Here is a 21,210-nt window from a genome sequence, read left to right as displayed (position 1 = left end):
TATTATATTAAAGACAGATAATTCGGTCAAATGATGTAATCTTTTCTATAAAAGATGTGATAAAAACCATGAGGCAATTGTAAAGTATGTGATGAGTGAAAAAATATCATTAATTGTTGTAATAAGCGGCCCGGATGCGACTGCCGGGTCGATATTCATCTTATATAAAATGAGCGGGATAATCGTGCCAGCAAGCGTTCCGATGATTAATGTAAGCAAAAGAGAAGCACCGACGACAAATCCGAGGACGGTACTGCCCTGCCAGAAAAAAGCGATAAAAAAGATTAGGATGCCGCAGACAGCACCAATGATTAATCCAACACCGAACTCACGCATGATCAGCGTCAGAACTGTTCTCATATCAATATCACGTGAAGCGAGACCGCGGACGACAACAGCAAGAGACTGTGTGCCGGTGTTGCCGGTCATACCGGAAATCATAGGCATAAAATAAGTAAGTGCAACGACTTGTTGGAGTGTATCTTCAAAGCCGGAAATAATGTTGCCGGATACGAGTCCGATAAATAAAAGCAGTACGAGCCATGGAAGACGTCTGAATGCTGCGACACCAGCTTTCGTATCAAAGTCAATCGACTTACCGGAAGCAGATAATTTTTCAATGTCTTCATTTGCTTCTTGAATAACGACGTCGATAATATCATCAAACGTGACAATACCGATTAAAATATTGTTCTCATCGACAACGGGAATGGCAAGAAAGTCGTATCGTTGAATGAGGCGGGCAACTTCTTCCTGATCTGTATGCGCATCGACCGAAATAACACGTGCGTACATAATATCAGCAATTTTTTCAAGGGTATCTGCCAAGAGCATATCACGGTAAGAGACAACACCAACGAGCTTTTTATGATCATCAATAACATATAAATAGTTGATTGTTTCTGCGAACTCAGCGAAACTTTTCAATTTTTCAACAGCTTCTCTCACCGTGTATGAGTGCTTAATCCATACAAATCGGTTTGTCATAAGGCGTCCAGCTGTTTCTGAAGGAAAGCTCATCATATTTTCAACGATGGTTGATTCTTCTTTTTTCATACCAGACAGGAAAATTTTAATATTTTCCGGTGACATGTCATCAAGAAGAGAAGCGAGGTCATCGTTGTCCATATCATCGAGCACTTTTCGGGATCGTTCTTTCCCAAGATTTTTAAGTACAGTCATTTGTTCGTCACTTTCAAGCTCCTGTATCATATCGGTCAAAACCGGAATCGATAAATGAAGCAAAAAACGTGTTTGATGTTTTTCCGGCAGATTACGATAGATGGCTGCCATATCGTATGGGTGGAGTTCATCGATTAAATTCTGCAGGTCCGTTTTTTTGCCTTCTTTTAAGAGCTTGATGACGAGCAGGGTAAGTTGGTCTTCGGTTAAGTTCGAAATCACAGACAGGGGACCCTCCTTTTTGTGAAATTTCAGCTGCACATCTAGTATAAAACGAAAGAGGGACAAAAGTTTCACACATTTTGTGAAATTCATTGTAAATTTACATACGAAGATGAACAAATTTTGTTAAAATAACAGTATAACAAAAAAAGATAGAGGCAGCTATGCAATTCGTCGCGATGTGGAGGTCGTATGATTGAAAAATCCCGGAAATATGAAAGAAATGATTTATATACATTTACACCCAATTAATCAATATGTCGTATCGTATGGAATTGAATTTCAAGAGTTTATAAAGGCCATTCCGGAGACGCCCCCGCATTTGCTTTTATTGAAGCACAAGTATGAGAATAGTGACTTTAATATGCATACCCGTTTCGATTACATTGAACCAGATGAACTGAAAAGGTTATTAAAGGAAGATGTAGGAGAGTATGGCGATTTTTGTTGGGTTGATTTTGAGGATATAGATGGACTGAATGAACTAGAAGGAAGGGAGATTGCGGAACTTCTTTATCTGGCCCATAGCAAGGAGCATTTGCAACGTCCGTTTTACAGCAAGCTGAACAATCGTTATGCGTACTTATCGCACGACGATGAGTGGTTCAATAAAACGTATTATCGTCACATGCCTGATTTTTATAACGTGCTAGGTAAAGTAATTTCATTAAAGCTCGGGTTCTTTCGCAGTGAACGGTCATTTTTTGCTTTGAAGAAAGGATCTTCATTTCCGCCGATTCCAGCGGAAATGATTGCACTTGCCTATGGAGATATGAAAGAAGGGATTGTTCTCTCGCTGTCGAAAACAGAGCAGAGCCGTTTGAAAGTAGAAGTACCAATTTGGATTGTCGGTGATCATATTAATATGGACGATGTGTTTGACGATTATATGACCAGTTTTAAAACGGAGCCAAATGCCCGGTTTGTGTTTGATAAGAAAACACATGAATGGAGTGTATTTTCACAATGAAAAACGGATTCTCACATTGAGAATCCGTTTTTTGGCGAACAGGGTGTCAAGTTCTTAAGAGTGGTTCGATTGATGTTTTCATCCCCCATTAATTGGCAGTAAGACCCCCACTTCAAGACTTCGAAAAGAAAAGAAGGGTAAGCGGGGGATTAACTGCCTGTAAGAGCCTAATTGGTTCGGGCCGGCTGAAGCCGGTCACTCACGTATTGCCGCAGGACGCGGTGCTCTTTACCTGAGTTCCTGTTTATTCGTTAAGCTGTCGACTACTGATGTAATGGCACCATCGCCTGTTACGTTGCATGCTGTGCCAAAGCTATCTTGTGCAAGATACAGAGCGATCATCAATGACACCATCGTCCCATTAAAGCCGAGCATCGTTTCAAGCAGTCCGAGTGCTGCCATCACAGCGCCTCCGGGAACACCAGGCGCAGCAATCATTGTAATACCAAGCATTAAGATAAATGGGAAGAACATACTAATTGTATAGGTATCCCCTTGCAAGAGCATGACGGCCATTGCACAGCTGACGAGTGTGATCGTACTGCCAGACAGATGAATGGTTGCTAAAAGGGGGATTGAGAAATCAGCGATACGGTCGCTTGATCCGTTTTTTTTCGATTGGGCAAGTGTGACAGGAATGGTTGATGCAGATGACTGTGTACCGAGTGCGGTAAAGTAAGCCGGCATCATTATACGCAGCATCGTAATCGGATTCTGTTTTTTTAATGAGCCTGCTACACTGTATTGAAAGAGCAAGTAAAGAAGGTGGAGAATAATAATCATGATAAATACTTTTGCAAAAACACTCATAATGGCACTTACTTGTCCGCCTTGCGTCATGTTGGCAAAAATTCCAAGAATATGAATAGGTAAAAGCGGGATGATGATTTTTTCAATGACCAGTTCGATGATGCCGCGGAAATCATCCATCACTTTTTGAAGGGCATTTCCTTTAACAGCAGCCATTCCGACACCGAGTGTAAACGCGAGAATTAATGCGGTCATGACACCCATAACAGGGTCCATTTCTACTGTGAAAAAGCCGGTTAAAAGTGCTTCTTCAGGGTTTTCAAAAGCTTGCGCTGCCTGGTTCTCGAGAATAACCGGGTACAAAAGACTGGCTGCAAAAAAAGCGAGCAAACCGGCAATGGCGGTTGATAAATAAGCTAAACCAGTCGTAAGTCCAAGTAATTTTCCAGCGCCTTTGCCCATTGTGCCGATACCTGGCGCGATAAAGCCGATAATAATTAGCGGGATCGCGAAACTAAGGAAGTTGCCGAACAATCCGTTAAAGGTAACGAATAGTTTGATAAACCATTGCGGTGCGAATGAACCGAACAAGATGCCGAGTACGATCGCGGCTGCAATTTTAGGCAGTAAACCGAAGCGATGCATGATATATGTCCTCCTGTGAAAAACAAGTGTATTTAATAAAAGGAGTATACAGCGTTTTTTTTAAAAAGTTAATATGAAAACGGACAGACAGAACATTGTTATTATTCAGATGAAAGAAGCATAATATATAATTTGAGTAAGAAGTCGGATGGAAAGTTTATTCTTATGGCGGGAAAGCATGGTAAAATAGAAAATACCGAAATTTTTGGAGGCTTATAATGAAAAAGAAACTTGGGTTACTTTATGGGGGAAAATCAGCAGAGCACAACGTATCATTACAAACAGCAAAAGCGGTGACAGCAGCGCTTGATTTATATAAATTTGATGTATATCCTGTTTACATTTCTATCGATGGAACATGGACAGAAGGAGAAAAACTAGAAACGCCTGTTTCTACCATAGAAGAATTAAAGTTCACTGGAAATGGTGGGATGGAACATGTTCTGTCTATGCTTGCACAGGGGAAATATGATGTTGTATTCCCGCTTTTACATGGTCCGAACGGAGAAGATGGTACAGTTCAAGGTTTGCTCGAAGTTTTGAATGTTCCATATGTAGGAAACGGTGTGCTCGCTTCGTCTGCAGGCATGGACAAAGTGGTTATGAAAGATATCTTTGCGCAAGCAGGATTAAAACAAGTTGGCTATACGCATATGACACGCATGGAATGGGAACAAGATAAAGAAGCAGGCTGTACGTTAATTGAGCGTGAAATCGGCTGGCCTTGTTTTGTCAAACCAGCGAATCTGGGCTCGAGTGTTGGTATCAGCAAATGTCAGAGCAAAGAAGAGCTTGCATGTGCAATGGAAGAAGCATTTCAATATGACCGAAAAGTCATCATTGAAGAGGGGGTCGTTGCCCGTGAAATTGAAGTGGGAATCCTCGGAAATGAGAGTCCTGTATGCTCAGTGATCGGTGAAATTGTACCGAAAAAGGATTTTTACGATTACAAGGCGAAATATGAAGATGATGATACAGCGCTCATTATTCCCGCTGATCTAACAGATGCTCAAAAAGCGGAAATGGAACAATTAGCGATTCGTGCGTTCCGTTCACTCGACTGTTCAGGGCTTGTTCGTGCTGACTTTTTTTTAATGGAAAGTGGAAGTTTATTGATTAATGAAGTGAATACAATGCCTGGCTTTACGCCATTCAGTATGTTCCCCCTTCTTTGGAAAGAAGCAGGGGTTGAATATCCACAGCTTATTGAAAAGATGATTGACCTGGCGGTTGAACGTCATACAGAAAAACAAAAGATTAAATATACGGTTTAAAGGTGGGCGCTCATGATTCGCAAAACGGTTGAGCAGTTAACGAAAATGATAAATGTAGAAAACGATGTAACAATCTGGCACGAACGGTTCATTGAAGGCGTGTCAATCGATTCGCGTGAAGTAGAAGGAAGCTGTTTATTTGTTCCTTTTATTGGTGAAAATACAGATGGACATAAATATGTGCGGCAAGCGATTGAAAATGGTGCAGGAGCGGCATTGTGGCAAAAAGATATACCGGGAGCGCCGGAGGATTTGCCAGTGCTGATCGTAGAAAGCACATTGCTTGCGCTTCAGCAGCTGTCAAAAGCATATCGTGATTCACTTAACGTGAAAGTCGTCGGTATTACTGGCAGTAATGGCAAGACAACAGTTAAAGATATGACAGCCGCCATTTTTGGGGAGAAATACCGTGTACAAAAAACAGAAGGTAATTATAACAATCATATTGGTCTGCCATTAACGATGTTGTCATTACACGAAGATACGGAAATTGCTGTGCTTGAAATGGGCATGAGCAACAGAGGTGAAATTGAGCTTTTATCAAAGCTTGCTACACCGGATGTGGCGATCATTACAAATATCGGCGAATCCCATTTGGAGGATCTTGGATCAAGGGAAGCGATTGCAGATGCAAAACTGGAGATTTCAGCGGGGTTATCGAGTAAAGGAACACTCGTTTACTTAGGTGACGAACCGTATCTTACTGAAAAAATGCCTGAAGAACCGTTATTTCAAACGATAACATTCGGTCAGGGTGAGTCGAATATATTTTATCCTGTATCTATTGAACAAACGGAGAATGGAAGCATTTTTTCTATAAGTAAAGAACCGTCCGTCCGATTTGATTTGCCTGTACTTGGTCAGCATAATGTTACAAATGCGCTCGCAGCTATTGCGGCGGCTAACGTGTTTGCTTTGCCGTATGAAGATATGGCGGCAGGTCTCAGAAAAGTGAAACTGACGAAAATGCGGATGGAGTGGGTGGAAGGTAAAAAGGGTATAAAGATAATAAATGACGCATATAATGCCAGCCCGACATCGGTAAAAGCAGCTATTTCACTCGTATCAGAACTGCCTGGCTATGACCGAAAAATAGTCGTTCTCGGTGATATGCTTGAACTTGGCCTTGATGAAGAACTGTTTCATTATCAGACGGGTCAGGTGATTGATGGGGATAAAATCGACTACTTATTCACGTATGGTGCACTCGGTCAGTTTATTGCAGCTGGAGCAAAAAATGCACTGGGTCCGGACAGAGTTTTTGCTTTTCAAGACAAACATGAATTAATTAAAGCGGTCGATGGTGTTCTAAAAGGCGGCGAACTGCTGTTAATTAAAGCGTCAAGAGGCATGAGGTTGGAAGATGTAGTAGATGGACTGTCGGAATAAGATGTGGAAAGCGGTGAGCGGTCTTGATTGGCTGCCTTTGTATACATGGGTTTACAGGAGCACCATATGAAGTAGACCCGCTTGCAGATTACTTGAAGCAGCATACGGATTGGAAGTTCGTTGTACCTCTTTTACCGGGGCATGGCGATACGCATTCGTTGAAAGGTAGTACTTGTACAGACTGGATTAACTGTGCTGAATTAGCACTTCAAAAACTGTTTGAGGAATGTGAAGAGGTGTATGTGATCGGCTTTTCGATGGGCGGATTGATTGCCGCATATTTAACCGCCCGTTATTCGATCAGTAAACTTGTGATGCTCAGCGCAGCGGCGAAATATGTAAATCCGGCGCAAATAAAAGAAGACGTTCGGGAAATGGTGCAAGATTTGCGGAAAAAGGAGCTTCATGAGAATGAATTATTTTTGCGTTACCGGGAAAAACTGATTATAACGCCGCCGGCTGCCGCGCGTCAGTTTCAAAAGGTAGTACGTCTCGCCCGCCCAGAGCTAAAGAAGATTACAGTACCAGTATTTATTGCCCAAGGAACAAAAGACGGTATTGTTCCGATCACAAGTGCAGATTATATTTACAAGCGTGTTTCATCAGCTGAGCGACACCTTTATTACTCTCCAGAAGCGAAGCATTTAATTTGTCATACAGGAGATAAAAAAGAACTTTTTGAGAAGGTCTTTACTTTTTTACGCAATTAACGTAGAGTTATAAAAATGCGCATTGAAAATTTGGACGTGGGATGATAAGATACAATAGACATGTTGCTCTTCGCATGAACGTAGAAGGGTATTTTTTGTGCGGACAGCAGTTTAACATAGAAGGAGAAGAAACTATTGACGAAATTTAAAGATTTAAACTTGAGCGCTGAAACGCTAAGAGCTATTGACAAAATGGGCTTTGAAGAAGCGACACCAATTCAGGCGGATACAATTCCACTAGGCCTTGCAGGAAAAGATATTATCGGACAGGCACAAACGGGTACGGGTAAAACGACTGCTTTTGGTGTTCCAATGGTTGAAAAAATCGATACGAAAAACGATTCGATTCAAGGTCTTATTATTGCACCGACACGTGAGTTGGCAATTCAAGTATCAGAAGAACTTTACAAAATCGGCAGCGGTAAACGTGCACGTGTATTAGCTGTATATGGCGGCCAAGATATTCAACGCCAGATTCGCGCATTAAAACAACGTCCACATATTATCGTTGGTACACCAGGACGTATTTTGGACCATATTAATCGCCGTACATTGAAACTTGAAAATATTCAAACGCTTGTTCTTGATGAAGCGGATGAAATGTTGAACATGGGCTTCATTCAAGACATCGAAACCATTCTTTCAAATGTTCCTACAGAACGTCAAACGCTTCTATTCTCGGCGACAATGCCAGGACCAATTCGTGCGATCGCAGAACGTTTCATGAAAGATCCAGAAATGATCCGTATTAAAGCGAAAGAAATGACGGTTTCAAATATCGATCAGTATTTCGTGAAAGTGCAACAACGCGATAAATTTGACATTCTTGCCCGTTTAATGGACGTTCAAACACCTGAGCTGGCGATCATTTTCGGTCGTACAAAACGCCGCGTGGACGAGCTTGCGAATGCACTGAGCCTTCGCGGTTACCAGGCAGAAGGAATTCATGGTGACTTAACACAGGCGAAACGTTTGACTGTGTTGAACCGCTTTAAATCTGGGAAAATCGATGTACTCGTCGCAACCGATGTTGCAGCACGTGGTCTGGATATTTCTGGCGTTACGCATGTTTATAACTATGACATTCCACAGGATCCGGAAAGCTATGTTCACCGTATCGGCCGTACAGGTCGTGCCGGTAAAGAAGGAATGGCGATTACATTCGTTGATCCGCGTGAAATGAGCTATCTTCGTGAAGTGGAACGCACAACGAAAAAACGCATGACACCAATGGAAGCTCCAACTTGGGATGACGCACTTAGCGGTCAGCAGCAAGCAGCAGTAACAGAACTAGAAGGAGCAATTACGAAAAACGAATTAACAGAATATCGTACATTTGCAAAGAACTTGCTTGATCAATATAACCCTGAAGACATCGTTGCAGCAGCTGTAAAATTGATCACAAAAGAGCCAGACCGTACACCGGTTCACATTACAAATGAATCATCACTTCCGCAAAAACGCGATAATTTCCGTAGCAAGAATTCAGGTGGTGGCTATCGTAAATCAGGCGGCGGTGGCGGTCGTCAAGGTGGCGGCCGTTCTTATGGAAACCGTGACCGCAAAGGTAGTTCGGGTGGATCAGGCGGCGGGCGTCGTAAATATTCTTCAAATTCATAAATGAAAAAGCCGTTCTGGTCTATACCGGAACGGCTTTTTTTTCGGAGAGGAATGTAAACTGGATGATAAAAGGAATTGGCATGGATATTGTGGAAATTGATCGGATTCGCCGTTTGATCGAGCGGCAGCCCAGGTTCATTGAACGTATCTTAACATCGCAGGAACTCACGTTTTTTCACGATAAAAATGGAAGCCGCAAGTGGGAATACGCAGCTGGCCGATTCGCAGTGAAAGAAGCTTTTTCAAAAGCAGAAGGAACCGGCATTGGTGAGCAGTTATCGTTTCAAGATATTGAAATCAGTTCAGACGATAAAGGACGACCGATCTTAATTCGTCCTTATTCAGAAGGTGTACATATCACAATTACACATAGTCGTGAATATGCGGCGGCAGTTGTTGTGATCGAATGAATATTGTCCTAAACATCCTCATATAGTGCTTATGAGAGGGGTGCGGCAATGAAAAAGTGGATGGGCTTACTAGCAATCGTTTTACTCCTGGTATCTGCCTGCGGAGCGCCGACGAAAGAAGATGTTGTGACGGAGATTAACGAAAAAGTAAAAAACGCTGCTGGATATAAAGCGAAAGCCGTACTTGAAATTCAAGCCGGCAAAGAAAAACAAAGCTATAACGTAGACATTTGGAATAAGCAGCACACGTATTACCGAGTTCATCTTGCTTCTGTCACTAATAAGCATAGTCAGACGATTTTAAAAAACAAATCAGGCATTTACGTTATGACACCTTCGATCGGTAAAAGTTTTAAGTATGATAATAATTGGCCCGAAAACAGCAGTCAGTCTTACTTATTTGAATCACTCGCTGCAGATATAAAGGCAGATGGAGAAGCGACATTTAAAGAAACAGCCAAGCATTACGTATTTGAAACGAAAACACGCTACACAAATAATAAGATTTTGCCGCGTCAGCAAATAACATTCAATAAAGGTGATTTGACACCGGTGATGGTCAAAGTGATGGACAAACAAGAAAAACCCGTTATTACTGTCATTTTTAAAAAGGTAGATTTGAATCCGACATTTGCCAAAAAAGATTTTGAGCGGAAGGAAACGACAACAAAAGAAACAGCAGGTTCGGTGGAAGAGGAATTCACTGTTCATTATCCAGTTGCTATAACGGATTCCCAACTGATTGATGAAACGAGAATAGGGGATAGAGTCGTGTTAACATATGGAGGAGACAAGCCATTTACGCTTATTCAAAAAAGAGCATTGGCCTTAAATGGACAAAGTGTTGTTTCTGCATCAGGTAATATGACGGATATGGGATTTGCGGCCGGTGAATCAGCAGAAGGATCGTTAACCTGGATATATAATGATGTTGAATTTATGATGGCATCCGATGTGATGACGAAAGGTGAGATGGAATATATGGCAGCTTCCATGCAACCGGGTACAGTAAAGTAAAGAACGGCGGTCATAGTTTACCGCCGCTTTTTTTGCGTGTAAAATAGAAGCGCAAGCATCGTGACTTTGACAAAATAGGATGTGAAGAAGATGGATTATTATCGCGATACATGGGCGGAAATAAATCTTGATGCAATAAAATGGAACGTCGCAAAAACAATTCAACATTTAGCAGATTCAATGACAATGTTTGCTGTTGTAAAAGCAAATGCGTATGGCCATGGTGATGTGCAGGTAGCAAAGGCTGCACTTAATGCAGGGGCAAAAGGGCTGGCAGTTGCTTTTTTAGATGAAGCCTTATCACTAAGAAAAGCAGGCATTAAAGCACCAATCCTCGTTCTCGGTGCTAGTCGTCCAGATACTGCAGGAATTGCAGCGAAATATAATATTTCTTTAACCGTTCATGAAAAAGAATGGCTTACTCATATACATATGGAAGAAGGTCAAATGCTGCGTATACATATTAAATGTGATACAGGAATGGGTCGAATTGGTGTGAAAACGATAGGTGAATTGCAATCGGTCATCGATGAACTGAACCAATCTGAATCCTATGTATTCGAAGGCATATTCACTCATTTTGCGACGGCGGATGAAGTACATACAGCTTATTTTGAAAAGCAACTTCAGACTTTTCAAGAGCTCGTTTCATCTATTAGAGAAAAACCCCGTTATATTCATTGTGCAAACAGCGCTGCAACACTTCGTTTTCAAGGTGCTGGTGTCAATACAGTGCGATTTGGTATTTCGATGTATGGACTGACACCATCACTTGAGATTCAACCGTTGCTACCGTTTGAATTGAAGCCGGCTTTTTCTTTGCGTACCAAAATTATTCAAGTGAAACAAATGCATGCGGGGGAGAAAGTCAGTTATGGTGCGACGTATGAGGCATCAGAAGGAGAATGGATCGGTACACTGCCAATTGGATATGCAGATGGATGGATTCGTAAGCTGAGCGGGCAGGAAGTGCTCGTTGATGGCAAGAGGGCACCAATTGTCGGCCGTATTTGTATGGATCAGTGTATGATTCGCCTTCCACGGGAATATTCCTGCGGTACAGAGGTTACGCTTATTGGCAGGCAAGGTGATGATGAAATAATAATGGATGAAGTGGCAAGGAAACTCGAGACGATCAATTACGAAGTTCCGTGTGTCATCACCGCTCGTGTTCCGCGTGTCTATAAAGAGAATGGGCAAGTTGTTCATGTATCGAATCCGTTGTTATAATCGGTGTGGACGTACTCTTTATTCACCGTTGTGCAATATTTTTCAATTGCCTCTTCCATCCTAGGACATGCAATGGTATGATGTCTAGGACAGTAACAAAAAAGAGACGTGTGTAGTGATTGGTGGAGGTGTAGTTCTTGTCTGAATCCAGTACGATGACAGAAGATGTGTTAGTAAACCTGCCCAAGCAGTTTGTAAATGAACTTGATTGTTTTGCGGAGCAGGAAGAAATTAGCCGGAGTGAATTTATTTATCGTGCTACAAAAATGTATTTGCGTGAACGAAAAAAGCGTCATATTCGTGAGTCTATGCGCCGCGGATACATGGAAATGGCGAAAATCAACCTTGCTATTGCTTCTGAAGCGATGCAGGCTGAATATGAGGCAGGCAACACAGTCGAACGTTTAGTAAGTGGAGGATAAACCGTGTGATCGTAAAACGTGGTGACGTATATTTTGCAGACCTGTCCCCTGTTGTCGGTTCCGAACAAGGCGGCGTCCGTCCTGTTCTCGTCGTCCAGAACGACATCGGGAATCGGTTCAGTCCCACTATTATCGTTGCGGCCATTACAGCTCAGATTCAGAAAGCCAAACTGCCAACGCATGTCGAAATTAATGCTGAGCGGTACGGTTTTGAAAGAGATTCCGTCATTTTACTTGAGCAGATCCGGACAATAGACAAGCAGCGGCTGACAGATAAAATAACGCAGCTAGATGATGGAATGATGGAGAAAGTGGACGACGCCTTGCAAATTAGTTTAGGGCTTATTCAATTTTAATGAGGGCATCTGCGGGAAACCGTGGATGCTTTTTTTGTATGAGTCTTATTTCTCCACAATAAACAGAGGATTCTGCTTTTTAATTGCTTGCATAACCTTTATAATGAAAACAATGAACGTTTTTGACGAACCCCCCTTTGTAATATGCTACAAGGGAATGATGATTGGAGCGAACTGAATGCGTAAAACAATTTATCAATATGTATATTCTCATAACGATGAGATTTTAAATGAATGGATTGAACTCATACGCAAGGAAGCAGACGAGCGGGCTATTCAGACAATGTCAGATCGTATGTTCGTGAAAACGTGTGCGGAATTTGTTGAATTAGTCATATCTAATTTTTCAGAATCTGTAGAAGCATTTCATGATCGAGCTATCGAATTCTCGGAAAAAATTGTTCGTCTCGGCTGGCCGCTGACCATGATGACAGATGGTTTGCGGTTATTTGGACAAATCGTTGAAGAGGGAATGAAAAAAGAAGGGAATATAGATCATAACAGTTATGTCGATTTTGCTTCTGAAATTAACAACTGGATATTTCCGATGTATAAAACGATTACACAAGCCTATACAACATCATGGGAGCGAACCGTTTCTCTTCAAAAAATTGCGCTTCAGGAGTTAACGGCACCCTTTATTCCTATTTTTGATAAGATTTCGGTTATGCCCCTTATCGGAACGATTGATACGGAACGGGCAAAGCAAATCATGGAAAATTTACTTGAGGGAGTTGTCAGTCATCGAGCGGAAGTCGTTTTAATCGATATTACGGGCGTACCGGTTGTTGATACAATGGTCGCGCACCATATTATTCAAGCAGCAGAAGCAGTACGGCTCGTTGGCGCGAAATGTACAATTGTCGGCATTCGTCCTGAAATTGCTCAGACGATCGTTAACTTAGGCATTAATTTGGAAGATGTGACAACGACAAGTACACTGAAAAAAGGTGTTGAGCAGGCACTTACGCTGACGTCAAGGAAAATTGTGGAGGTGCAAGAATGAACATGAGAATTCCGATTTTAAAACTGCATGACTGCTTACTCGTTTCGATTCAATGGGAACTTGATGACCAGACGGCTCTTCAGTTTCAGGAAGACCTTCTTCACAAAATTCATGAAACGAGTGCACGTGGCGTTGTGATTGATTTTACGTCCATTGATTTTATAGATTCCTTCATTGCAAAAGTGTTAGGTGATGTGATTAGTATGTCAAGGTTGATGGGCGCAAAAGTAGTTATTACTGGTATTCAGCCGGCTGTTGCGATTACATTGATTGAGCTCGGCATTCATTTAGAAGAAGTCATAACTGCACTGGATCTCGAAAAAGGTTTGGAGAAACTTCAACGGGAACTGGGGGACTGAAATGATGGACTCTAGTGTTAAAATAATAAATGAATGGGATATCGTAGCGGCGAGACAGCTTGGCAGAAATGTCGCAAAAGAGCTTGGCTTTGGTACTGTGGATCAGGCACGTATCACGACTGCAATCAGCGAATTGGCGCGTAACATTTATTTATACGCAGGCCAGGGGGAAATTACGATAGAAAAGATAGAGAATGAGGCGAAAAAAGGAATAATAATCATTTCACGCGACGCAGGACCAGGTATTTCCGATCTTCGTAAAGTAATGGAAGATGGATTTTCGACTTCCGGTGGACTAGGTGCAGGACTGCCAGGCGTTAAACGGCTGATGGATGAGTTTTCGATCGAATCCGATCCACGGAAAGGCACCCTTATTCAGTCGGTGAAGTGGCTCAGGTAGGAGGAGAAGGATGGATTTCAGAGACGCGATGCTTGATAATTATAAAGAAATATTAAAAACATATATTAGCGATCAAACTGAACAGGCACTTTATTTGAGTGAGAAGTTCAGCAGAAAATTGCTTGAATGTAAAGTGTCTCCAGAAGAAATGATCAGTCTTCATAAAACATCCGTTATGGAGTTAGAGCCTGACCTGCCAGAATCATTGCTTTTATCTCTTGATATTTTGCTTGAAGTGATGATGGCATATGGTCTTGCCTACCGTGAACATCAAAGTTTACGCACGATTCAGCGGGAATTGATTAATGAAATTGAAGTCGCTGCGAGCATGCAGCAAACCCTTCTAGGTACAAAAATTCCGAGTCTTTCTTTCCTAGATATCGGGGCAATCAGTGTACCGGCTAAGCAGATGAGTGGGGATTACTATCACTTCGTTTCCCATGAAAACGGTGCAATTAGTGTAGCTATTGCCGATATTATCGGCAAAGGAATTCCTGCTGCGCTTTGCATGTCGATGATTAAATACTCAATGGACAGTATGCCGGATGACAGTCAGGCACCGGGAGATGTGCTGGAACGCTTGAATCGTGTCGTTGAACAAAATGTAGACCCGACAATGTTTATCACAATGTTCAGTGGATTATATTATCCCGAAAATCACACATTCCATTATTCGTCGGCTGGGCATGAGCCGGGCTTTTTTTATAATGGTGAAAAAGGGACCTTTGAGGAATTAAAGGCAAAAGGCCTGTTGCTAGGCGTCGATAAAAAAGCGAAATATAATGAATACGAAAGAAAAGTAGAAGTAGGCGATGCTATTTTACTTATGTCGGATGGCGTGACAGAATGTCGGACGGAAGATGGATTTTTAGAAGTCGACACACTCATTGGCTATATAGAAAAATACATAGAGCTCGGTGCTCAAGATATTGCTGATAAAGTTTATAAAGAACTTGAATATTTACAGGATTTTCAGCTGCGTGATGATTTTACGTTGATTATTTTAAAACGGATGGCATGATAGAGGTTTATGAAACAAGTCAGTAGGGTAAAAAAAAGATATTGAACTCATAGAAACATCAAGATATTTTATTAAAAGGTGGTTTAATTTGAATGAACATTTCCATTGACATACGAGAGCAAGAACTGCAGACAATAATTACCCTTGCAGGTGAAATCGACGCATATACAGCACCTAAACTACGTGAAACAGCTTTTCCATACACTGAAAAACAACATGCGAATGTCGTGATGGATTTGTCCGGAGTTTCATATATGGACAGTACAGGCCTGGGTGTATTCGTAGGCCTGTTTAAAAGCTTAAATGCAAATGAAGGGACATTAAAGCTTGTTGGATTATCAGACCGTTTAAAACGTCTTTTTGATATAACAGGTCTTGCAGACATTATGAATATTAACACAGTAGCAGAAGGTGGCGTGGAATGATGGCAGCAGTTGACTATATCGAGATGAAAATCCCGGCAAAGCCAGAATTCGTCGGAGTCACTCGTTTAACACTGTCTGGTATTGCCAGCCGAATGGGCTTTTCTTACGAGATAATTGAAGATTTGAAAATTGCGACGAGTGAAGCGATCACGAATGCTGTCCAGCACGCTTACAAAGGCGAAGAAGGCGAAGTGCTGATCGGTTTTGGCATGCATGATGATCATCTAGAAGTTGTTGTTTCAGATAATGGAGAAAGTTTTGATTTTCATAAAACAAAAGAGTTACTTGGTCCTTACATAGATCATTCTGTAGAATTTTTACGAGAGGGAGGACTGGGCCTTTACTTAATCGAAACATTAATGGATGAAGTAAAAGTGCATCAAAATGAAGGGATCACTTTGTTTATGACTAAGTATCTTGAAGGAGAGCAGGTGGAGATGGATGCAGAAACCGTCTCGACCTAATCAAGCCGCAAAGCTTCAGGCCATAGAATGGATTAAAGCATTTCAGGCAAACGGCGATCGAGAGGCACAGGAGAAGCTCGTCAAACATTATCAAGGTCTCGTGGAATCAATCGCACGTAAATACTCAAAAGGCCGCTCCCATCACGAAGATATTGTTCAAGTCGGTATGATGGGATTACTTGGTGCTATTCGTCGTTATGATGATTCATTGGGCAAAAGCTTTGAAGCGTTTGCGATCCCAACAGTCGTCGGTGAAATTAAACGCTTCTTACGTGACAAAACCTGGAGCGTGCATGTTCCGCGCCGGATTAAGGAGCTTGGGCCAAAAATTAAATCGGCAAATGAAGAATTAACAACATCGTTGCAGCGTTCGCCGCGTGTCGACGAAATATCGCAATATCTTGATATTTCTGAAGAAGAAGTGCTTGAAGCGATGGAGATGGGGAAAAGCTATCAGGCATTGTCTGTCGACCACTCGATTGAGGCAGACTCGGATGGCAGTACGGTAACGCTTCTTGATATTGTGGGGAACCCTGAAGAAGGTTATGAGCGTGTTGATCAGCGTCTTGTGCTTGAAAAAGTATTATATGTCCTGTCTGATCGTGAAAAGCAAATTATTCATTTTACTTATTTGGAAAATTTAAGCCAAAAAGAAGCCGGTGACAAGTTAGGTATCTCTCAAATGCATGTATCAAGGCTGCAAAGACGGGCTATTAAAAAACTGAAAGAAGCGATTCATGCAGAGGCGTATTCAAAGGGGCATCTATCTTGATGGAGTGTATGAAAAATACACTCATTGAAATGATTGCCGGCAGTCATTCAAAAGATGGGAATTCTTTTTGTGGAGATACGTATTATGTTGATCAGAAAGAGGATGAATTTATTTGTCTGCTTGCTGATGGTCTTGGAAGCGGGAGGTACGCCTATGAATCCTCCTATGCTGCTGCTGAAGTGGTAGAGCAGAACTGGCACTCGGAGACGGTAGAGAGTTTATTGGAATTGATTAATCAATCGCTTTATCAAAAACGAGGAGCAGCTACAGCTCTCTTTAAAATCAAATTCAGCACCCGTCAATTTGAATATAGCTGTGTCGGCAATATTCGGTTTTATTTGTATGGACCAGATGAGAAATTAACGTATCCGCTTCCCCTCCCTGGGTATTTGTCTGGGCGTCCGCAACGTTACCGGATGGAACGGTTTCCGTATGCGCAAGGCAGTAAATTTCTCGTCCATTCAGATGGTGTGAACTTGTTGAATACGAAAGAATTAATGCGCTATCGAACAACAGAGCAAATCGCTGCCGAACTCAACGAGGTAGCAGCAAAATCAAATGATGATGCAACGTTTGTCGTCGGAAACCTGCTGTGATTCAGCGGGTTTTTTATTTTTTTGCTAAAATGAAATTATTCAATAAAAGAAGCGGAGGCTTGATGATGGAAGAGCAATTATTAAAAGCGACATCGGCAGATACGAATATCGTACTAAAAAATGTACGTGCAGTCATTCAATTAACAAAAGAAGGAAACACGATTCCGTTTATTGCTCGCTACCGAAAAGAAATGACGGGATCACTCGATGAAGTAGAGATTCGAACTATACTTGAACGATTTACATACCGAAAAAATATGGAACAACGTAAAGAAGATGTGATCCGTTCTATTACAGAACAGGAAAAAATGACACCTGAACTCGAACAGCATATAAAAGCAGCGGACACATTACAGGCCGTGGAAGATTTATATCGGCCCTACAAACAAAAAAAGCGAACGAAAGCGTCGATTGCGAAAGAAAAAGGGCTAGAACCTTTTGCTGAATGGCTTTTAACCTTTCCCAAGCAGGTAAATGTGAAGCAAGAAGCTGAACAATATATGTCAGATCAGGTGACCAATATAGAAGAAGCCATTGGAGGGGCGTCTGATATTATTGCTGAAAAAATAGCGGATAATGCATCGGTCAGACAGCGCATCCGTCTCGATATGATGAAATATGGAAAAATAAAAACAGAATTAAAAGGCGAAGACGAAAAAGAAATATTTAAAATGTATTATGAATACGAAGAAGCAATCAGTAAAATTGCACCTCACCGAACGCTTGCTGTGAACCGAGGCGAGAGCGAAGATGTCTTGAAAGTCACCATTGTGTTCGACGAAGAGCGGATCATGCACTTTTTAACAAAAACATTTATCACAACAGACAGAAGTGAAGCAGCACCAATTGTTATTGAAGCTTCGCGTGATGCGTATAAGCGGTTAATCCGCCCGTCCGTTGAACGTGAAGTGCGTAATGAACTAACAGAAATTGCAGAAGAACGAGCGATTCATATTTTTTCTGAAAACTTGAAAAATCTGCTTTTGCAGCCACCATTAAAAGGAAAGGTTGTTTTGGCTGTCGACCCAGCTTATAGGACAGGTTGCAAACTGGCTGTCGTTGATGAGACAGGGAAGGTACTCTCTATTGACGTTATCTATCCGCATCCGCCAAAAGCGAAGAGGAAAGAGGCAGAGGAGCTCTTTAAACAAATCGCCAATCAATACGAAGTGGATATCATTGCGATTGGAAATGGAACCGCTTCGCGTGAATCGGAGCAATTTGTCGTTGAAATGATCCCGCAGCTGAAAAAACAGACGGCTTATATCATTGTGAACGAAGCAGGTGCAAGTGTGTATTCCGCGTCTGAAATTGCCCGCGAAGAATTTCCGGATTTGAAGGTAGAAGAACGAAGCGCTGTGTCAATTGCAAGACGTATTCAAGACCCGCTTGCGGAACTCGTTAAAATTGATCCACAGTCTATCGGTGTAGGTCAGTATCAGCATGACGTTTCACAAAAAAAATTATCCGCATCTCTTTCATTTGTCGTTGAAACAGCGGTCAACAGAGTGGGGGTAGATGTAAATACAGCCTCTCCATCGTTGCTTGAACATGTGGCTGGACTAAATAAAACCGTTGCTCGTAATCTTGTTCAGTATCGTGAAGAAAATGGCAAATTCCAAAAGCGGGCTGTCATTAAAAAAGTGCCCCGTCTCGGCGGGAAGACATTTGAACAATGTATCGGTTTTTTACGTATTACAGGGGGGGAGGAACCGCTTGACCAGACACCTATTCATCCAGAAAGTTACAAAGAAGTGTCTGCTTTATTGGGAAAACTAGGCTTTACTAAGCAAGCAATCGGATCGGAAGAATTGGCTGAATCACTGCAGTCACTTGATGTGCAGCGAATGGCTGTGGATCTTGATATCGGTGAGATTACATTGAGGGATATTATTGAATCGCTGCAAAAACCAGGACGCGACCCGCGCGATGAACTTCCAGCGCCGTTGTTGAAAACAGATGTATTAAAGATGGAAGATTTGAAAAAAGGCATGGAACTAGAAGGGACGGTACGGAATGTAACGGACTTCGGTGCGTTTGTAGATATAGGGGTAAAACAAGATGGTCTCGTCCATATATCTAAGTTGAAAAAGGGATTTGTGAAGAATCCATTTGACGTTGTGTCAGTTGGCGACATTGTAACGGTCTGGGTTGAGAGTGTTGATGCAGATAAAGAACGGATCGCACTAACGATGGTTCAGACAGATCAGCAATGATTATAACGGATGAAATAGTTCAGCAACTGACAGAACAATTGTCGCTTCAGTTTTTCAAGCTTCCATTTCGGCACAAAGCATATATAAATAAACGGCTGCGTACAACCGGCGGCCGTTATTTGCTACATTCACATCATATTGAAGTAAATGAAAAATATGCGTTGGAGTATGGCAAGGAGGAATTGATCGGTATTATAAAGCATGAGCTGTGTCATTACCACCTGCATTTACAAGGAAAAGGGTATAAGCATGGAGATGCTGATTTTAAAAAGCTGTTGATCGAAACAAGTTCTCCCCGTTATTGTCGGGCACTGCCAAGGAAAGAAGAGAAAAAGAAGATACGTCAGATTTTGCACTATCGTTGTCAGGGATGTGGAATTGTTTATAAACGATATAGGAAGATGAATATACATAAATATATGTGTGGAGCATGCCAGGGACGAATATCAGAAATAACCAATTAATGTATTGACAAGAGCTGTTTCAATTGCTATCTTAATTGAGCAGCTTTTTTTAATATATTTCTTTATAAAAAAGTATTGACGAAAAAAGAAAGAAAAACTATAATATTAATTGTCGATAAGGCACTGTTGTTGATCCGCAGTAGCTCAGTGGTAGAGCAATCGGCTGTTAACCGATCGGTCGCAAGTTCGAGTCTTGCCTGCGGAGCCATATTTATTAGGGGAAGTACTCAAGAGGCTGAAGAGGCGCCCCTGCTAAGGGTGTAGGTCGGGTAACCGGCGCGAGGGTTCAAATCCCTCCTTCTCCGCCAGAGCAACATTTTATAAAGGCCCCTTGGTCAAGCGGTTAAGACACCGCCCTTTCACGGCGGTAACACGGGTTCGAATCCCGTAGGGGTCATTGTCGGGAAGCCGGCTTTTTTAAGGCTTCTCTTCTCTATGTGATTTTACGTTTGGTCCGGTAGTTCAGTTGGTTAGAATGCCTGCCTGTCACGCAGGAGGTCGCGGGTTCGAGTCCCGTCCGGACCGCCATTATTATTTTTGATTGGGTTATAGCCAAGCGGTAAGGCAACGGACTTTGACTCCGTCATGCGCTGGTTCGAATCCAGCTAGCCCAGCCATTTTGAGCCATTAGCTCAGTTGGTAGAGCATCTGACTTTTAATCAGAGGGTCGTAGGTTCGAATCCTACATGGCTCACCATTAATTTTTTGAAAAAAGTGTTGACACACTCATGTGGATCGTGTAGAATTTGATTCTGTTGGTAAAAGAAATTAAGGTGTGCGAAATGCTTAATGCGGTCGTGGCGGAATGGCAGACGCGCTAGGTTGAGGGCCTAGTGGGGGCAACCCCGTGGAGGTTCAAGTCCTCTCGGCCGCACCAATATAATAAGCGCCCGTAGCTCAATTGGATAGAGTATTTGACTACGAATCAAAAGGTTAGAGGTTCGAGTCCTCTCGGGCGCGCCATATAAATTGTAAAAACGGGAAGTAGCTCAGCTTGGTAGAGCACTTGGTTTGGGACCAAGGGGTCGCAGGTTCGAATCCTGTCTTCCCGACCATTTCTTTTGATAGTGAAAGTCAATCGTGCGGGTGTAGTTTAATGGTAAAACCTCAGCCTTCCAAGCTGATGTCGTGGGTTCGATTCCCATCACCCGCTCCATAATAAATTGAACATTGAAAACTGAACAAAATCAATAAAAACGTCAACGTTTTAGTTTTAAATCTTATCTGGCAGATGCTTGTCATCTGCCAGATAAACAAATGAGCAAGTCAAACACTTTTTGGAGAGTTTGA

General features: G+C 42.1%; 22 protein-coding genes and 10 tRNA genes. 30 read left to right on the top strand and 2 right to left on the bottom strand.

The features are described 5' to 3' along the window. Positions 1 to 45: 45 nt before the first annotated feature. On the bottom strand, positions 46 to 1,404 hold the full coding sequence (gene mgtE / locus BLL40_RS09665; protein WP_073711703.1) for a magnesium transporter: 1,359 nt from the start codon (positions 1,402 to 1,404) through the stop codon (positions 46 to 48). Positions 1,405 to 1,600: 196 nt separating this feature from the next. On the opposite strand from mgtE, the gene BLL40_RS09660 reads away from it, so the two are divergent. Beyond that, a complete protein-coding gene (locus tag BLL40_RS09660) occupies positions 1,601 to 2,374 on the top strand; it encodes a hypothetical protein (protein WP_073711702.1) in 774 nt (257 codons plus the stop codon). Positions 2,375 to 2,602: 228 nt separating this feature from the next. On the opposite strand, the gene BLL40_RS09655 is transcribed toward BLL40_RS09660, so the two are convergent. Beyond that, positions 2,603 to 3,769 (bottom strand): dicarboxylate/amino acid:cation symporter, encoded by a 1,167-nt coding sequence (locus BLL40_RS09655; protein ID WP_073711701.1) that lies wholly within the window; start codon positions 3,767 to 3,769, stop codon positions 2,603 to 2,605. Positions 3,770 to 3,987: 218 nt separating this feature from the next. Between BLL40_RS09655 and BLL40_RS09650 the strand changes: the two genes are divergently transcribed. From BLL40_RS09650 to BLL40_RS09510, 29 genes are all read left to right on the top strand, one after another. Then, positions 3,988 to 5,043 (top strand): D-alanine--D-alanine ligase, encoded by a 1,056-nt coding sequence (locus BLL40_RS09650; RefSeq protein ID WP_073711700.1) that lies wholly within the window; start codon positions 3,988 to 3,990, stop codon positions 5,041 to 5,043. A gap of 12 nt (positions 5,044 to 5,055) precedes the next feature. Next, positions 5,056 to 6,432, top strand: coding sequence for a UDP-N-acetylmuramoyl-tripeptide--D-alanyl-D-alanine ligase (locus BLL40_RS09645; protein ID WP_073711699.1), 1,377 nt, complete (start codon positions 5,056 to 5,058; stop codon positions 6,430 to 6,432). 23 nt (positions 6,433 to 6,455) lie between these two features. Then, a complete protein-coding gene (locus BLL40_RS09640; RefSeq protein WP_073711698.1) occupies positions 6,456 to 7,142 on the top strand; it encodes an alpha/beta hydrolase in 687 nt (228 codons plus the stop codon). 135 nt (positions 7,143 to 7,277) lie between these two features. Then, positions 7,278 to 8,762 (top strand): degradosome RNA helicase CshA, encoded by a 1,485-nt coding sequence (cshA, locus tag BLL40_RS09635; protein WP_073711697.1) that lies wholly within the window; start codon positions 7,278 to 7,280, stop codon positions 8,760 to 8,762. A gap of 62 nt (positions 8,763 to 8,824) precedes the next feature. Beyond that, positions 8,825 to 9,172, top strand: coding sequence for a holo-ACP synthase (gene acpS, locus BLL40_RS09630; protein ID WP_073711696.1), 348 nt, complete (start codon positions 8,825 to 8,827; stop codon positions 9,170 to 9,172). Between the two features lie 48 nt (positions 9,173 to 9,220). Beyond that, entirely contained in the window at positions 9,221 to 10,189 is a 969-nt protein-coding gene (locus BLL40_RS09625; RefSeq protein ID WP_073711695.1) for a LolA family protein, read from the top strand. A gap of 90 nt (positions 10,190 to 10,279) precedes the next feature. Then, on the top strand, positions 10,280 to 11,419 hold the full coding sequence (alr, locus tag BLL40_RS09620; protein ID WP_073711694.1) for an alanine racemase: 1,140 nt from the start codon (positions 10,280 to 10,282) through the stop codon (positions 11,417 to 11,419). Positions 11,420 to 11,556: 137 nt separating this feature from the next. Further along, positions 11,557 to 11,841 carry a CopG family ribbon-helix-helix protein gene (locus BLL40_RS09615; protein WP_073711693.1) on the top strand — a complete coding sequence of 95 codons (285 nt, stop codon included), beginning with the start codon at positions 11,557 to 11,559 and terminating at the stop codon, positions 11,839 to 11,841. Between the two features lie 5 nt (positions 11,842 to 11,846). Then, on the top strand, positions 11,847 to 12,197 hold the full coding sequence (locus tag BLL40_RS09610; RefSeq protein ID WP_018395451.1) for a type II toxin-antitoxin system PemK/MazF family toxin: 351 nt from the start codon (positions 11,847 to 11,849) through the stop codon (positions 12,195 to 12,197). Positions 12,198 to 12,375: 178 nt separating this feature from the next. Next, positions 12,376 to 13,203, top strand: coding sequence for an STAS domain-containing protein (locus BLL40_RS09605; RefSeq protein WP_073711692.1), 828 nt, complete (start codon positions 12,376 to 12,378; stop codon positions 13,201 to 13,203). A gap of 2 nt (positions 13,204 to 13,205) precedes the next feature. Continuing rightward, entirely contained in the window at positions 13,206 to 13,562 is a 357-nt protein-coding gene (locus BLL40_RS09600) for an STAS domain-containing protein (protein ID WP_073711764.1), read from the top strand. A gap of 1 nt (position 13,563) precedes the next feature. Then, positions 13,564 to 13,962, top strand: coding sequence for an anti-sigma regulatory factor (locus tag BLL40_RS09595; RefSeq protein WP_073711691.1), 399 nt, complete (start codon positions 13,564 to 13,566; stop codon positions 13,960 to 13,962). A gap of 10 nt (positions 13,963 to 13,972) precedes the next feature. Beyond that, a complete protein-coding gene (locus BLL40_RS09590) occupies positions 13,973 to 14,983 on the top strand; it encodes a PP2C family protein-serine/threonine phosphatase (protein WP_073711690.1) in 1,011 nt (336 codons plus the stop codon). A gap of 92 nt (positions 14,984 to 15,075) precedes the next feature. Next, positions 15,076 to 15,408: an anti-sigma factor antagonist gene (locus BLL40_RS09585; protein WP_073711689.1), complete on the top strand. Its 333-nt coding sequence runs from the start codon at positions 15,076 to 15,078 to the stop codon at positions 15,406 to 15,408. After that, the gene (gene rsbW, locus BLL40_RS09580) at positions 15,405 to 15,872 is read left to right on the top strand and encodes an anti-sigma B factor RsbW (RefSeq protein ID WP_083566473.1); all 468 of its coding nucleotides are present in this window, start codon (positions 15,405 to 15,407) and stop codon (positions 15,870 to 15,872) included. The genes BLL40_RS09585 and rsbW overlap by 4 nt, the downstream gene beginning before the upstream one ends. Next, the gene (sigB, locus tag BLL40_RS09575) at positions 15,850 to 16,644 is read left to right on the top strand and encodes an RNA polymerase sigma factor SigB (RefSeq protein ID WP_073711688.1); all 795 of its coding nucleotides are present in this window, start codon (positions 15,850 to 15,852) and stop codon (positions 16,642 to 16,644) included. Before rsbW ends, sigB begins: the two co-directional genes overlap by 23 nt. Further along, positions 16,644 to 17,240, top strand: a complete 597-nt coding sequence (locus BLL40_RS09570; protein WP_073711687.1) for a PP2C family serine/threonine-protein phosphatase — start codon at positions 16,644 to 16,646, stop codon at positions 17,238 to 17,240. The genes sigB and BLL40_RS09570 overlap by 1 nt, the downstream gene beginning before the upstream one ends. Positions 17,241 to 17,302: 62 nt before the next feature. After that, complete coding sequence (locus BLL40_RS09565; protein ID WP_073711762.1) at positions 17,303 to 19,456, top strand: Tex family protein; 2,154 nt, start codon at positions 17,303 to 17,305, stop codon at positions 19,454 to 19,456. 2 nt (positions 19,457 to 19,458) lie between these two features. Further along, a complete protein-coding gene (locus tag BLL40_RS09560) occupies positions 19,459 to 19,920 on the top strand; it encodes a SprT family protein (RefSeq protein ID WP_073711761.1) in 462 nt (153 codons plus the stop codon). A 133-nt stretch (positions 19,921 to 20,053) separates the two neighbouring features. Further along, positions 20,054 to 20,128 (top strand) — tRNA-Asn (locus BLL40_RS09555). Positions 20,129 to 20,137: 9 nt separating this feature from the next. Then, positions 20,138 to 20,228: transfer RNA gene (locus tag BLL40_RS09550), tRNA-Ser, on the top strand. Between the two features lie 17 nt (positions 20,229 to 20,245). Further along, positions 20,246 to 20,317 (top strand) — tRNA-Glu (locus BLL40_RS09545). 54 nt (positions 20,318 to 20,371) lie between these two features. Then, positions 20,372 to 20,448: transfer RNA gene (locus tag BLL40_RS09540), tRNA-Asp, on the top strand. Positions 20,449 to 20,462: 14 nt separating this feature from the next. Continuing rightward, positions 20,463 to 20,537, top strand: a tRNA-Gln gene (locus BLL40_RS09535). Between the two features lie 4 nt (positions 20,538 to 20,541). Continuing rightward, positions 20,542 to 20,617, top strand: a tRNA-Lys gene (locus BLL40_RS09530). Between the two features lie 94 nt (positions 20,618 to 20,711). Further along, a tRNA-Leu gene (locus BLL40_RS09525) sits at positions 20,712 to 20,797 on the top strand. Between the two features lie 9 nt (positions 20,798 to 20,806). After that, positions 20,807 to 20,883, top strand: a tRNA-Arg gene (locus BLL40_RS09520). Between the two features lie 15 nt (positions 20,884 to 20,898). Beyond that, positions 20,899 to 20,975: transfer RNA gene (locus BLL40_RS09515), tRNA-Pro, on the top strand. A gap of 27 nt (positions 20,976 to 21,002) precedes the next feature. Further along, a tRNA-Gly gene (locus BLL40_RS09510) sits at positions 21,003 to 21,076 on the top strand. Positions 21,077 to 21,210 lie beyond the last annotated feature (134 nt).

Origin of the sequence: Domibacillus mangrovi (genome assembly GCF_001906925.1) — a bacterium.
Classification (GTDB): domain Bacteria; phylum Bacillota; class Bacilli; order Bacillales; family Domibacillaceae; genus Domibacillus; species Domibacillus mangrovi.
This window is presented reverse-complemented; position numbering and strand designations above follow the sequence as displayed.

What these genes read in the sequence shown, in the direction of transcription:
- BLL40_RS09590 (WP_073711690.1), top strand. Translation starts at nt 13,973, where the DNA reads ATGGATTTCAGAGACGCGATGCTTGATAATTATAAAGAAATATTAAAA.
- BLL40_RS09650 (WP_073711700.1), top strand. Translation starts at nt 3,988, where the DNA reads ATGAAAAAGAAACTTGGGTTACTTTATGGGGGAAAATCAGCAGAGCAC.
- BLL40_RS09605 (WP_073711692.1), top strand. Translation starts at nt 12,376, where the DNA reads ATGCGTAAAACAATTTATCAATATGTATATTCTCATAACGATGAGATT.
- BLL40_RS09570 (WP_073711687.1), top strand. Translation starts at nt 16,644, where the DNA reads ATGGAGTGTATGAAAAATACACTCATTGAAATGATTGCCGGCAGTCAT.
- rsbW (WP_083566473.1), top strand. Translation starts at nt 15,405, where the DNA reads ATGATGGCAGCAGTTGACTATATCGAGATGAAAATCCCGGCAAAGCCA.
- BLL40_RS09655 (WP_073711701.1), bottom strand. Translation starts at nt 3,769, where the DNA reads ATGCATCGCTTCGGTTTACTGCCTAAAATTGCAGCCGCGATCGTACTC.
- BLL40_RS09595 (WP_073711691.1), top strand. Translation starts at nt 13,564, where the DNA reads ATGATGGACTCTAGTGTTAAAATAATAAATGAATGGGATATCGTAGCG.
- BLL40_RS09585 (WP_073711689.1), top strand. Translation starts at nt 15,076, where the DNA reads ATGAACATTTCCATTGACATACGAGAGCAAGAACTGCAGACAATAATT.
- sigB (WP_073711688.1), top strand. Translation starts at nt 15,850, where the DNA reads ATGCAGAAACCGTCTCGACCTAATCAAGCCGCAAAGCTTCAGGCCATA.
- BLL40_RS09565 (WP_073711762.1), top strand. Translation starts at nt 17,303, where the DNA reads ATGATGGAAGAGCAATTATTAAAAGCGACATCGGCAGATACGAATATC.
- alr (WP_073711694.1), top strand. Translation starts at nt 10,280, where the DNA reads ATGGATTATTATCGCGATACATGGGCGGAAATAAATCTTGATGCAATA.
- acpS (WP_073711696.1), top strand. Translation starts at nt 8,825, where the DNA reads ATGATAAAAGGAATTGGCATGGATATTGTGGAAATTGATCGGATTCGC.
- BLL40_RS09600 (WP_073711764.1), top strand. Translation starts at nt 13,206, where the DNA reads ATGAGAATTCCGATTTTAAAACTGCATGACTGCTTACTCGTTTCGATT.
- BLL40_RS09645 (WP_073711699.1), top strand. Translation starts at nt 5,056, where the DNA reads ATGATTCGCAAAACGGTTGAGCAGTTAACGAAAATGATAAATGTAGAA.
- BLL40_RS09625 (WP_073711695.1), top strand. Translation starts at nt 9,221, where the DNA reads ATGAAAAAGTGGATGGGCTTACTAGCAATCGTTTTACTCCTGGTATCT.